The 12,758-nt window shown below is 70.5% G+C and carries 10 protein-coding genes; 8 read left to right on the top strand and 2 right to left on the bottom strand.

The window, feature by feature from the left end; genetic code table 11:
- The first annotated feature begins 179 nt into the window (after positions 1 to 179).
- The gene (locus DEJ08_RS14035; protein ID WP_181438279.1) at positions 180 to 1,205 is read left to right on the top strand and encodes a LacI family DNA-binding transcriptional regulator; all 1,026 of its coding nucleotides are present in this window, start codon (positions 180 to 182) and stop codon (positions 1,203 to 1,205) included.
- A 485-nt stretch (positions 1,206 to 1,690) separates the two neighbouring features.
- Here the strand turns inward: DEJ08_RS14035 and arfA are convergent, their stop codons facing one another.
- The gene (gene arfA, locus DEJ08_RS14040) at positions 1,691 to 3,196 is read right to left on the bottom strand and encodes an arabinosylfuranosidase ArfA (RefSeq protein WP_111055140.1); all 1,506 of its coding nucleotides are present in this window, start codon (positions 3,194 to 3,196) and stop codon (positions 1,691 to 1,693) included.
- Between the two features lie 295 nt (positions 3,197 to 3,491).
- Between arfA and DEJ08_RS14045 the strand changes: the two genes are divergently transcribed.
- The 3 genes from DEJ08_RS14045 (at position 3,492) to DEJ08_RS14055 (ending at position 6,816) form a co-directional block, all read left to right on the top strand.
- On the top strand, positions 3,492 to 4,847 hold the full coding sequence (locus DEJ08_RS14045) for an extracellular solute-binding protein (RefSeq protein ID WP_027466147.1): 1,356 nt from the start codon (positions 3,492 to 3,494) through the stop codon (positions 4,845 to 4,847).
- 84 nt (positions 4,848 to 4,931) lie between these two features.
- Positions 4,932 to 5,903, top strand: coding sequence for a carbohydrate ABC transporter permease (locus DEJ08_RS14050; RefSeq protein WP_111055141.1), 972 nt, complete (start codon positions 4,932 to 4,934; stop codon positions 5,901 to 5,903).
- Between the two features lies 1 nt (position 5,904).
- Positions 5,905 to 6,816 (top strand): carbohydrate ABC transporter permease, encoded by a 912-nt coding sequence (locus DEJ08_RS14055; RefSeq protein ID WP_027466145.1) that lies wholly within the window; start codon positions 5,905 to 5,907, stop codon positions 6,814 to 6,816.
- 836 nt (positions 6,817 to 7,652) lie between these two features.
- On the opposite strand, the gene DEJ08_RS14060 is transcribed toward DEJ08_RS14055, so the two are convergent.
- Positions 7,653 to 8,483 (bottom strand): siderophore-interacting protein, encoded by an 831-nt coding sequence (locus DEJ08_RS14060; protein WP_111055142.1) that lies wholly within the window; start codon positions 8,481 to 8,483, stop codon positions 7,653 to 7,655.
- A 28-nt stretch (positions 8,484 to 8,511) separates the two neighbouring features.
- Between DEJ08_RS14060 and DEJ08_RS14065 the strand changes: the two genes are divergently transcribed.
- The 4 genes from DEJ08_RS14065 to DEJ08_RS14080 are packed head-to-tail and all read left to right on the top strand — an operon-like array spanning position 8,512 to position 12,750.
- Positions 8,512 to 9,615, top strand: coding sequence for a FecCD family ABC transporter permease (locus tag DEJ08_RS14065; protein ID WP_241660429.1), 1,104 nt, complete (start codon positions 8,512 to 8,514; stop codon positions 9,613 to 9,615).
- Positions 9,612 to 10,772 (top strand): FecCD family ABC transporter permease, encoded by a 1,161-nt coding sequence (locus tag DEJ08_RS14070; protein WP_258367205.1) that lies wholly within the window; start codon positions 9,612 to 9,614, stop codon positions 10,770 to 10,772. Before DEJ08_RS14065 ends, DEJ08_RS14070 begins: the two co-directional genes overlap by 4 nt.
- A complete protein-coding gene (locus DEJ08_RS14075; protein WP_111055144.1) occupies positions 10,769 to 11,719 on the top strand; it encodes an ABC transporter ATP-binding protein in 951 nt (316 codons plus the stop codon). The genes DEJ08_RS14070 and DEJ08_RS14075 overlap by 4 nt, the downstream gene beginning before the upstream one ends.
- Positions 11,720 to 11,730: 11 nt before the next feature.
- Positions 11,731 to 12,750 carry an ABC transporter substrate-binding protein gene (locus tag DEJ08_RS14080; RefSeq protein ID WP_111023547.1) on the top strand — a complete coding sequence of 340 codons (1,020 nt, stop codon included), beginning with the start codon at positions 11,731 to 11,733 and terminating at the stop codon, positions 12,748 to 12,750.
- Positions 12,751 to 12,758: the final 8 nt, after the last annotated feature.

Below are 12,758 nucleotides of genomic sequence, written 5' to 3' on the forward strand. Positions count from 1 at the left end.
TGCGTTCGGGTGGTCGATGTCGGCGGCTCGGCCCGGGCCGGATCGGGGTGTCCGGGCGGTCACCGATGTTGACGTCAACATCGAACGACGCGACGATAGCATGGCAACGTCAACATGCGCTAGCGTCCGGGGAGGCCGACCGCTCGGCCCCTCGATCCGGAAGGAGCGCCAGCGTGACGATGGAGTCCCCCGCCGGCACCCGCCGCGCCCCCTCGATGGCCGCCGTGGCCGACGCCGCCGGAGTGTCGATGCAGACGGTCTCGCGCGTCGCCCGGGGCTTCGACAACGTCAGCCCGGAGACCCGCGACCGCGTCCAGCGCGCGATGGAGTCCCTCGGCTACCGGCCCAACCGTGCCGCCCGTGCCCTGCGCTCCGGCCGCTTCCGCACGATCGGCGTGATCATGTTCACGCTCGCGTCCTTCGGCAACATGCGCACGCTCGAGGCGATCGCCGACGCCGCCGGGGTCGCCGACTTCACGATCACCCTGCTGCCGATGGCCTCGCGCACCGAAGCGGGCGTCCGCTCCGCGTTCTCGCGCCTGCACGAACAGGCCGTCGATGGCGTCGTGATCATCATCGAGTCGCACATCATCGACACCGCCGAGGTCGTGCTGCCCGACGGCGTGCCGATGGTCATCATCGACTCCACGGGCAGCACCGACCACCCCGCGATCGACACCGACCAGGCCGACGGCGCCCGGCAGGCCACGCAGCACCTGCTCGACCTCGGGCACGAGACCGTCTGGCACGTCGCCGGTCCGGAGTCGTCGTACTCGGCAGCCCGTCGCCTCGCCGCGTGGCAGGACACCCTGACGCGCGCCGGTCGACCGGTGCCCCCGGTGTTCCGCGGCGGCTGGACGACCGAGCACGGCTACGAGGCCGGGCTCGAGATCGCCGCACGCCCGGAGATCACCGCGGTGTTCGCCGCGAACGACCAGACCGCCCTCGGGGTCCTGCGCGCCGCACACGAGTCCGGACGCCCGGTGCCGTCGTCGCTCAGCGTGGTGGGGTTCGACGACTCCCCCGAGTCCGACTCGTTCTGGCCGCCGCTCACCACCGTGCACCAGTCCTTCGACGAGGTCGGCCGCCGCGCGGTCGCGAACCTGCTCGCCCAGATCGACGGCGAGCGGGTCAGCGTCGCGGCGGACCTGGTGCCGGTGCGGCTCGTCGAGCGCGCGAGCACGGCGCCGCCGCCGGCGCGCTGACGCGGCGCGCGTTTCGCGCTCACCGACCCATCACGCGCGCACACCCCCGTGATCTGTCGCCCAGCCCGTGAACTCGCGCACATGCCGGACGGGAGGCCCGGTGCCAGGCCGCCACGGGCCTCCCGGCCGCCGCGCCGCGACGCCACGGCCCTTTCCGCGAAAGCGACAGAACCGCGCCGAACGTCCGTGGAGAACTGTCCGTTTCGCGGACCTGACCCGGCTAACTGCCGACCACCTGTCGCTTTGGCATCCACGCGCCGGACAGGAGGCCCGGTGCCAGGCCGCCACGGGCCTCCCGGCCGCCGCCGCGCATGTTTCGGGCCCAGCGACAGTCCACGCGCCCGTCACCCCGTGAACTGTCGCCCAGCACGTGAACTCGCGCCGCCCGCCGCGCCCCCCGCAACGCGCAGAGGACGTCGGGCGCGAGCGCCCGACGTCCTCTGTGCTCACTCGACGCCCGCCGTGGCGTGCGCCGAGGCGCCTTGTCAGTCGATCGAGACGGCGGTCCAGGAGACCGGCGGGAGCTCGATCGTGACGGTGTCGCCCTCGCGGCGGACCGACTCGTTCGTGCGGAGCCCCACGCGCGAGGTGTTCTCCAGGTCGTTCACGGCGTGCAGGTCGTCGTCCCAGACGCCCTCGGCGTGGACGTCACCGGTCGCACCGATGCCGGCCAGGTCGATCGTCACCGTGGTCGGCTCGGACGGGTGGCGGTTGATCAGGAAGACCGCGGCCTTGCCGTCCTCGGACACGGTGGCGGCGGAGTCCACGACCGGGACCTCGCCGTGCTTGCCACCGTCGACCGTGTCACCCGAGGCCTTGACCTGCAGCGAGGTGCCCTGCGCCAGGCGCGAGGTGACCGAGAACGGGAAGAAGGTCGTCTGGCGCCAGGCCGGGCCACCGGGCTCGGTCATGATCGGGCCGATCACGTTGACGAGCTGGGCGAGCGAGGCCGAGGCGACGCGGTCGGCGTGGCGGAGCAGCGAGATGAGCAGGCCGCCCACGACGACGGCATCGGCGACGGTGTAGACGTCCTCGAGCAGACGCGGGGCGACGGGCCACTCGTCGAGCGTGAAGGTCTTGGCCTTCGCTTCCCACTTCTTGATCGACCAGACGTTCCACTCGTCGAACGAGATGTCGATGCGCTTGTCGGACTTCTTCTGCGCCTGGACGTGGTCGGCGGCCGTGGTGACCGTCTTGATGAAGTGGTCCATGTTGGCGCCCGAGGCGAGGAACGACGGCAGGTCGTCGTCCTCCTCGTAGTAGGCGTGCGCGGAGATGTAGTCGACGTCGTCGTAGGTGTGCTCGAGGACGGTGCGCTCCCACTCGCCGAACGTCGGCATCGACGCCCCGGAGGAACCGCAGGCGACGAGCTCGAGGTCGGGCTGGATCTGCCGCATGGCCTTGGCGGTCATGGCGGCGAGCTTGCCGTAGTCGTCGGCGTTCTTGTGGCCGAGCTGCCACGGGCCGTCCATCTCGTTGCCGAGGCACCACATCTTGATGGCGAAGGGTTCCTGGCGACCGTTCGAACGACGGTATTCGGACAGTGCGGTCCCGGCGTCGATGTTCGCGTACTCGAGGAGCTCGATGGCCTCCTGCGTGCCGCGGGTGCCGAGGTTCACGGCGAGCATGAGCTCCGAGCCGACCTGGTCGAGCCAGTGCTGGAACTCGTGCAGGCCGACCTCGTTGGTCTCGGTCGAGTGCCAGGCGAGGTCGAGGCGGCGGGGGCGCTGCTCGACGGGGCCGACGCCGTCCTCCCACTTGTACCCGGAGACGAAGTTGCCACCGGGGTAGCGGATGGCGGAGACGCCGAGTTCCTTGACGAGTTCGACGACGTCCTTGCGGAAGCCGTGCGCGTCGGCGGTCTCGTGGGTGGGCTCGTGGATGCCGTCGTAGACGTGGCGGCCGAGGTGCTCGACGAACCCGCCGAACAGGCGACGTCGCACCGGCCCCACGGTGAACGCGGCGTCGAGGACGAGGTGTGTGCGGGGCATGGATCTCCTTCGATCGTGGCAGTGCGGTTCGTGCGGGGAGCGGGTGGGGCCACGGACGGGAACCGAAGCGGGCCGTCACGAAAGTGAGCGCTCACCTGACCGAAACGCTACCGGGTTCCACGCCGTCGCGAAAGGGGTGGCGGATGCCGGGAGCGAGCGCTAATGTGAGCGCTCACGGAGCACCGGAAGGTCGTTCCGTGTCCGGAGCAGCAGTGCTCCGGGTCCGGAGCAGCGATGCTCCGGCGGGAGCACCGACCCTGTTCCCGAGCCCGGCCCATCCCGATGGAGTGATGCCATGCCGATCCCACCCGCAACACCCGCGTCGCGCCTCTCGCGCCGGGGCTTCCTCGCCGCCGGCGCAGCGGCCGCGACGGTCCTGCCGCTGGCCGCCTGCTCGAGCCCCCTCGCCGCCGGCCTCGCCGGTAGCGCACTCAACCCCGAGACCCTCGTCTTCTGGAACCTGTTCGGCGGCGGCGACGGCGTCCGCATGCAGGCCATGGAGGACGGCTACGCGAAGCAGCACGGCGGCTCGAGCGCGCTGCAGGGCACCACGTTCGCGTGGGGCAACCCGTACTACTCGAAGCTGACACTGGCGACCGTCGGGAACAAGCCGCCGGACGTCGCGGTCGCGCACCTGACCCGCGCGAAGCCGCTCTGGGACGGTGACCTGCTCGACCCGATCACGTCCGACGACCTGGCGAGCGTCGGCCTGAGCGCCGCCGACTTCAACCAGAAGGCCTGGGCGGCGCAGAAGACCGACGGCAACAACATCGCGGTCCCGCTCGACACCCACCCCTTCGTCCTCTTCTACAACGTCGACGTCTGCAAGAAGGCCGGCCTGATCGACGGCGACGGCAACCTCGTCGACCTCAACGGCATGGACAACTTCGAGAAGGCCCTCGCCGCGGTCGCCAAGGTCACCGGCGGCACGGCGCTCAACGTCGCGAACGTGGTGCCGGAGACGGCCACCCCGTGGCGCTTCTTCTGGACCATGTACAACCAGCTGAAGGACGCCACCCCGTTCATCAGCGACGGCGGGTCGAAGCTCACCGTCAACGAGGACGCCTACAACGAGGTCACGAGCCGCACCCAGAAGTGGGTGAAGGAGGGCTGGCTGAACAAGGCCCTCGACTACGCCACCGCGCAGTCGCTCATGTTCGACGGCAAGGCCGGCTTCTTCATGCAGGGCGAGTGGGAGATCAGCACCGCGCAGTCGATCAAGGGCCTGAACTTCGGCATGGCGCCGATCCCCCAGCTCTACGACAAGCCGGCGACGCAGGCGGACTCGCACACGTTCGTCCTGCCGAAGAAGGCCCGCACGCCGGAGCAGCGCAAGCAGCACATGCTCTTCATCAAGCAGATGCTCGAGCAGAGCCTGACGTGGGCCGAGGGCGGGCACGTGCCGGCCTACATCCCGACGTTCGACAGCGCGGCGTACAAGAAGCTCACGCCCCAGTCGAACTACGCGGCCGCAGCCGAGACCGCCGTGTTCGACGATGCCGCCTGGTACGGCGGTTCGGGTTCGACGTTCGAGGGCACGGTGGGCGCCCAGCTCGCCCTCGTGCAGCAGGGCAGCTCGTCCCCCGCGCAGGCCCTCAGCGCCATCAAGTCGCAGCTCGCGACGTACCTCAACACCCCGAGCCCCCTGTGACCCGGCACGCAACCACCCGGGCGGACCACGCCGGGCAGACGACCCCCGCGATCGCCGTGAACACCGCGCGAAAGGCACGATGACGTGACCACAGCACCTGTCCTCGACCGGCCGACCGACGCGGCCGCCGCGCCGCGTCTCCGCCGGAACCGCTCCTACGGCTCCAGCGTGAACCGCGGCCAGGGCCGCAGCGGCTGGCTGTTCCTCGCCCCGTTCGGCCTGTTCTACGTGGCCTTCCTGCTCGGCCCGACGGTCTGGATGATCGTCACGAGCTTCTTCAACACCTCGACCGTCCGCACCGGGCTCGGCAGCTTCGCCGGGTTCGCGAACTACGCCGAGATGCTCGGGCGCAGCGACTTCTGGTCCTCGCTCTGGCACACGCTGCAGTTCACGCTGTACACGACCCCGCCGCTCGTCATCCTGGCGTTCGTGTTCGCCGTGCTGACGAACCGGATGAACCGCGGGCAGTGGTTCTTCCGTCTGGCGTTCTTCCTGCCGTTCATCCTGCCGTCGGCGACGATCTCGCTGATCTGGGTGTTCATCTTCACGCCGAGCACCGGTCTGTGGGCGAGCCTGCAGTCGGCGATCGGCATGACGCCCGGCTCCGGCATGCTGTCGAGCCCGAACACGGCCATGATCGGTGTCGCGATCGCCACCGTGTGGTGGACCCTCGGCTTCAACTTCGTGCTCTACCTGGCCGGTCTGCAGGAGATCCCGCGCGAACTGTACGAAGCAGCCGCCGTCGACGGTGCGTCGAACTGGCAGCAGATCAAGTCGATCACGCTCCCCCTGCTCGGCCGCACGACGACGCTGGTCGTCCTGCTGCAGATCATCGCGAGCCTGAAGATCTTCGACCAGGTCTACCTGATGACGAACGGCGGGCCGGGCATCTCGACCCAGGTCTCGCTGCAGCTCATCACCGGCGTCGGCTTCACCGACAACCGGCTCGGTGCCGCATCGGCCGCGTCGGTCCTCCTGTTCATCGTGATCGTGGCGATCGCGGTCATCCGGCAGCTCGTCGAGCGCGCTGCCGCCAAGCGAGAGATCGGGGCCTGACATGACCGCCACCGAGAGCATCACCACCGGCCGCAAGCTCCGCACCGGGGTCTCGTCCGCCGCTCCGACGAGCGCCGCGAAGATCGGCGTCAGCGGTCGCGGCTTCACGATCGCGTCGGGGATCGTCCTGACGATCTTCGCGATCATCTGGCTCATCCCGAGCGTGTTCGCCCTGAAGACGTCGCTGTCCGACAACGGCGTCGCCGCACTCGGCGCGAACGCGATCCTGTCGAACTGGAACCCGACGCTGCACTCGTACTCGTCGCTGTTCCAGGCCGGCGACATCTGGAACTGGTACCTCGCCAGCGCCATCACGAGCGTCGTCACGGCGGCACTCACCGTGCTGTTCGCGTCGATGGCGGCGTTCGCGCTGTCGCGACTGGTGTTCCGCGGCCGCAACATCGCGTTCCTGCTCATCATCCTCGGGATCATGATCCCCACCCAGGTGCTGATCATCCCGATCTTCCAGGAGCTCAACGCGGTCGGCCTGCTCAACACCTACTGGTCGGTGATCTTCCCGCAGGTGCCCGCCGTGATCGCGGTGTTCATCTTCAAGCAGTTCTTCGACGGCATCCCGAAGGAGCTGGAAGAGGCGGCGCGCATCGACGGCGCCGGCATCTGGAAGGTCTACTGGTCGGTCATCCTGCCGCTGTCGCGTCCGGTGATCGCGGCCGTGACGATCCTGACCTTCGTCGGGGTGTGGAACAACCTGCTGCTGCCGCTGTTCGTGCTGTCCAACCCGGACCTCATGACGATCCCGGTCGGGCTCGCCACGGTCCAGGGCAGCTTCGGGCAGCGCTACGCCGACATCCAGGCCGGTGCGATCCTCGCGGCGCTGCCGCTGATCATCCTCTACCTGATCTTCCAGCGGCAGATCGTGGAGGGCGTGACGGGCTCGGGCCTCAAGGGCTGACGCCACCCCACCACGGACGGGAGGCCCGGTGCCAGCTGGCACCGAGCCTCCCGTCCGTCCGTTGGTCGCGTCGCGGGCGCGGCGCGGCTGGCGCTTTCGGGCGTACCTGGCAGAACCGGGCGTACCTGGTCGGAAGTTCCGTGGCGGTACGCCCGAATGCACCAGGCATCGCGGGTACCAGGGGAAGGTCCGGGCGTACCTGGCAGAACCGGGCATACCTGGCAGAACCGGGCGCACCTGGCGGGATCGGGCGTACCTGGCGGGACCGGGCGTACCTGCCGGAACCGGGCGTACCTGGGCAGAAGTTCCCTGGTGGTATGCCCGAAAGCACCAGGCATCGCGGGCGCCAGGGGAAGAACCGGGCGTACCTGGCGGGAACGGGCGTACCTAGGGGGAACGGGCGCGCCTGGCGGAACCGGGCGTACTCGGTCGGAAGTTCCTTGGTGGTACGCCCGAAAGCACCAGGCATCGCGCACGCCAGGGGAAGCATCGGGCGTACCTGGCAGAACCGGGCGTACCTGGCGAGAACGGGCGTACCTGTGCACAGCGGGCATACCTGGCGGAACCGGGCGTACCTGGCGGGAACGGGCGTACCTGGGCGGAAGTTCCTTGGTGGTATGCCCGAAAGCACCAGGCATCGCGGCTACCAGGGGAAGGTCCGGGCGTACCTGGCGAGAACGGGCGTACCTGTGCAGAGCGGGCGCGCCTGGCGGAACCGGGCATACCCGGTCGGAAGTTCCGTGGTGGTACGCCCGAAAGCACCAGGCATCGCGCGCGCAAGGGGAAAGACCGGGCGTACCTGGCGGCAACGGGCATGCCTGGCAGGCACGCGCGGGTCAGGCGGGGACGGAGACCTTCGTCTCGTGCTTCCAGAACCCGGAGAACGTGATGCGCGACTTCGGCAGGCCCGCACGGTGCAGGTGGCGGCGGCCCTCGGTGGCGAGTCGCGACTCCCCTACGACGAACGCGTACCCCTGGTCGTCGGACGGCACGTGCCGCTGCAGTTCGGCGAGGGCGCCACTGCCGGGGACGGCGCCGGGCTGCCGGACGATCCAGGTCACCTGCACGCCGGTGGGAGCGTCGAGGTCGCGGATGTCGGCGGGGGTCGGGACCTCTTGGATGATGCGGCCGACGGTGTCGCGCGGCAACGAGGCGGCGATGCCGACGACGCCGGGCAGGCCGGTCTCCTCGGCGGCGACGACGACCTCGCTGGTGCCGGCGGGGACGTCGAAGATGCAGCCCTGGTCGAGCATCGCGAGTTCCTCGCCGGGGCGGGCGGAGCAGGCCCAGATCGCGGCACGGCCCTCGAGCTGGCCGCGGTGGTCCAGGTGCACGACGAAGTCGATGTCGAGCTCGGCGGTGCCGTCGGCGAGCAGCCGGTACGCGGCGACGGTGTAGTTCGCGCAGTGGGGGCGGATGTCCTCGGGGATGCCGAGGAACGTCGGCCACCACTTCTTGCCGTCCAGGTCGGGCATCCGGAAGGTGTCCTGGTCGGGGCGCCGGACGAACAGGCGGAACCAGTGGTCGAAACCGAGGTAGCCGAACTCGTGCAGGTCGTCGCCTGTGACGGTGACGCGCTGCATCGAGGGGGTCACCCGCTGGGTCCGGAGGACACGGGCGCGGAAGAGCCGGGGGTTCGTCGGCAGGAGCCGCGGGGTCTTCGCCATGAGGCAAGGCTAACCTAAGATGACTTCCGTGCCAGCCCCCAATCCCGTTCTGGCTTCCGGTCCGGAGGCCCCCGAACCCGTCGCGTCCAGCGCCCGAGACGGCGACGCGTCCCGCGCCCTCGGTGTGCACCGGACCGCGATGCGGCGACGGACCGCGGTCATCATCGGCCTCGTCGTCGCCCTGGTGCTCGTCGCCGTGGCGAGCATGCTGCTCGGCAGCAACCGCATCGGTGTCGCCGAGGTGTGGGCGGGGCTCACGCGCTCCGGGTCGAGCACCGACGAGGCGATCGTGTGGGGCTCCCGCATCCCGCGCACGCTCATCGGTGCTGCGGTCGGGGCAGCCCTCGGCATCGCCGGGCTGCTCATGCAGGGACACACCCGCAACCCGCTCGCCGACCCCGGCCTGTTCGGCGTCTCGTCTGGTGCCGGACTCGCGGTGGTGCTCGGCGTCTACGTGTTCGGGGTGACGAGCACGAGCGCGACCGTGTGGTTCGCCCTGGTCGGGGCCCTGGTCGCCAGCGTCGTCGTCTTCTCGGTCACCATCGCCGGCAGCGGCACCGCCAGTCCGGTGCCGCTCGCCCTCGCCGGGGCCGCGGTCTCGGCGCTGCTCGCCGCCCTGACCTCCTTCGTCGTGCTGACCGACCAGGCCTCGCTCGACGCGTACCGGCTCTGGGTCGTCGGGTCCCTCGCGGCACGTCAGCTCGACATCCTCGGGGCGGTGTGGCCGTTCCTGGCCGCCGGGCTCGTGCTCGCGGTGCTGAACGTCCGCGCCCTCGACGCCCTCGGGCTCGGGTCCGAACTGGCGAAGGGGCTCGGCGAGAACGTGCTCGTCGCCCGGCTCGTCGGCCTGGGCGGGATCACGCTGCTCGCCGCCGGGGCGACCGCTGCTGCCGGCCCGATCGGCTTCGTCGGCCTGACGGTGCCGCACGTCGCCCGCGCGCTCGTCGGCACCGGACACCGCTGGACACTGCCGGTGTCGGGTCTGGTCGGTGCCGCCCTCGTGCTGCTCGCCGACGTCATCGGTCGCCTGATCGGCGGGTTCTCCGAGGTCGAGGTCGGCATCGTGCTCGCCGTCATCGGTGGCCCCGTGTTCGTCGCCGTGGCCCGTCGCCGATCGCTGGTGTCGCTGTGAGCGGGGCAGCGGTGCGCAGCACCGGCAGCACGCCCGGCAGCGCGCCCGAGACCACCACGCCCGAGACCACCACGCCGGGCACGCCCGCCTCGGCTGCACGAACCCCCGGCCGCACCGGCATCCGTCTCGGCCCCGTCGGCCTCGCCTGGCGCCCCCGGGTGTTCTGGTACACGGTCGGATCGATCGCCACCGTCCTGGTGCTCATCGTCCTCGGCACGGCGGTCGGCTCGACGTGGATCGCCCCCGGGGTCGTCATCCGGTCCCTGCTCGGCCTGGAGTCCGGGCCGGACGCCTTCATCATCACCACCCTGCGCCTGCCCCGCGTCCTCACCGGCGCACTCGTCGGCCTGACGCTCGGGGTCGCCGGCGCGCTCACCCAGACCTTCACCCGCAACCCCCTCGGCACCCCGGACATCATCGGTGTCACGGCGGGCGCCAGCGTCGGTGCGGTCGCGGCGATCGTCCTCGGTGGCGGGACGTACTCGGTGTCGTCCCTGGTGCTCGGTGGCGGGATCCCGGTGGCGGCCACGATCGGTGCCCTGGTCGCGGCGGTCCTGGTGTACGGCCTGGGCTGGCGCGGCGGCGTGCAGAGCTACCGACTCGTGCTGGTCGGCATCGGCGTGAGCGCGACACTCGACGCGGTGACGAGCTACCTGCTCGTCCGCGCGAAGATCACCGTCGCCACCGCGGCGTCCCAGTGGCTCGTCGGCAGCCTGTCGAGCACCTCGTGGGAGAGCGTCTGGCCGCTGCTCGTGGTGGCCGTCGTCGCGGTGCCGATCGCGCTCGCGACGAGTGCGGCCCTCGGCATCGGGCAGCTCGGCGACGAGGTCGCGACGGGCGTCGGACTCGGCGTCCAGCGGCACCGGCTGCTCGTCATCGCGCTCGCGGTCGTACTGACCGCCGCCGCCGTGGCCGCCGCCGGACCGGTCGGCTTCGTCGCGTTCGTCGTCCCGCAGGTCGGGCTCCGGCTCGCCGGCACGAACCGGCCGCCACTGCTGCTCGCCGGTGCCCTCGGCGCCGTGCTCGTGCTCGCCGCCGACCTGCTGTCCCGTTCCGCGTTCCCGTGGCAGGTGCCGGTCGGCATCATCACCACGGTGATCGGGGCGCCGTACCTGATCTGGCTCCTCGTCCGTCACCGCAAGGAGATGTCCCGATGACAGCACCACACCAGCACCAGCACGACACCCCCGTCCTCGAAGCCACGGGCCTGTCCGTCGGCTACGACCGGCACCCCGTGCTGCGCGACCTGGACCTGCGCATCGAACGCGGCACCGTCACGACGTTCCTCGGCGCGAACGGCTGCGGCAAGTCGACCCTGCTCAAGGCGTTCGGCCGCGTGCTCAAGCCGCAGGCCGGCGAGGTCCTGCTCGACGGCACCCCGATCCGCAGGGAGCCGAACCGCCAGGTCGCCCGCAAGCTCGCGATCCTGCCGCAGTCCCCCGTCGCCCCCGCGGGCACCAGCGTGCTCGACCTGGTGATGCGCGGCCGGAACCCGCACCAGTCGTGGGCGAAGCCGTGGACCGCCGAGGACGCCGCCGTCGCCGAAGAGGCCATCGCCGCCACCGGCCTGACCGAGGTCGCCCACCGCGACGTCACGAGCCTGTCCGGCGGGCAGCGCCAGCGCGCCTGGATCGCCATGGTCGTCGCGCAGCAGGCACAGACGCTCCTGCTCGACGAGCCGACGACCTACCTCGACCTCGCGCACCAGCTCGAGGTCCTGCGGCTCGTCCGGCGGCTGAACCGCGAGCAGGGGTCGACGATCGTCATGGTGCTGCACGACCTGTCGCTCGCGGCGCGGTACTCCGACCGGCTCGTGGTGCTGCACGACGGCGGGGTCGTGGCCGACGGCACCCCCCACGACGTCCTCACCCCGGCACTGCTCGAGCAGGCGTTCGGCCTGCACGCCCGGGTGTTCCCCGACCCGGTGACCGGTGCACCGATGATCGTGCCCGAGGCGGACGAGCACGATCCCGTCCCGAGTGCCCCGAGCGAGCACGCAGTCCCGAGTGCCCCGACGGAGCACACGGCCCCCAGCGCCCGGACCGAGCACACGGTCCCGACGAAAACCGAAGACGTGCTGGCGAGTACCGCGAACTTAGGTTAGCCTCTCCTAACGTGAAGACCTCCCGACGTGGCCACCTGCGCGCCGCCCTCCTGACCTCCGTGACCGTCTCGGCACTCCTCCTGACCGGCTGCTCGAGCACCGGCAACTCGAACGACTCCGACTCCGACGGCGGCACCGCCGCGTCGAAGGCATGGTCGTACGAGGACGCCACGGGCGCCACCGTGAAGGTCGACCACACGCCGAAGCGCGTCGTCGTGCTGAACGACATCGCCCTGTCGTTCATCGAGTACGGCCTGAAGCCCGTCGGCACCTTCGGGCAGCTGACGATGGCGAAGGACGCCCGGTTCAAGGGCCTCGACACCGACGGCATCACGCAGCTCGGCACCGCCTACGGCGACATCGACCTCGAGCAGCTCGCCGCGCTCAAGCCCGACCTCGTCGTCACCTCGGTCTACCCGACCGACGCCAAGGGCACGCTCGACACGAAGCAGCCCGGCTACGGCTTCAAGGACAAGGCGCAGGAGAAGCAGATCGAGGCCATCGCGCCGGTCGTCCAGGTGAAGTGGGGCGGCAAGGGCGAGGACGTCATCGAGAAGATCGCCGAACTGTCCGAGTCCCTCGGTGCGAAGGAGTCGACGGTCGACGCCGCCGAGGAGCGCTTCGACACCGCGGCCGACGAGCTCGAGAAGGTCTCGAAGGAGCAGGACCTGTCGGTCGTCTCGATGTACGCCGACGGTGACGGCGCGTACGTCACCCGCCCGACCGACGAGCCGTCGCTGCAGATGTACGCGTCGTACGGGGTCGACTTCGTCAACCCGAAGCCCGAGGGCTTCTACTGGGGCATCTACTCGTGGGAGAACGCCGGCCAGATCACCGGTGACGTGCTGCTGCTGTCGCAGCAGGGCTACCAGGTCGCCGACCTCGAGAAGCAGCCGACCTTCGCCGACAACGCCGCGCTCGAGGCGGGCCAGGTCCACAGCTGGACGTTCCCGGCCCTCGACTACGCGTCGCAGGCCGACTACATGACCAAGCTCGCGGGCTGGCTCGAGGACAGCAAGAAGCTGTCGTAGGACGCAAC

The organism is Curtobacterium sp. MCLR17_054 (assembly GCF_003234335.2).
Classification (GTDB): Bacteria; Actinomycetota; Actinomycetes; order Actinomycetales; family Microbacteriaceae; genus Curtobacterium; species Curtobacterium flaccumfaciens.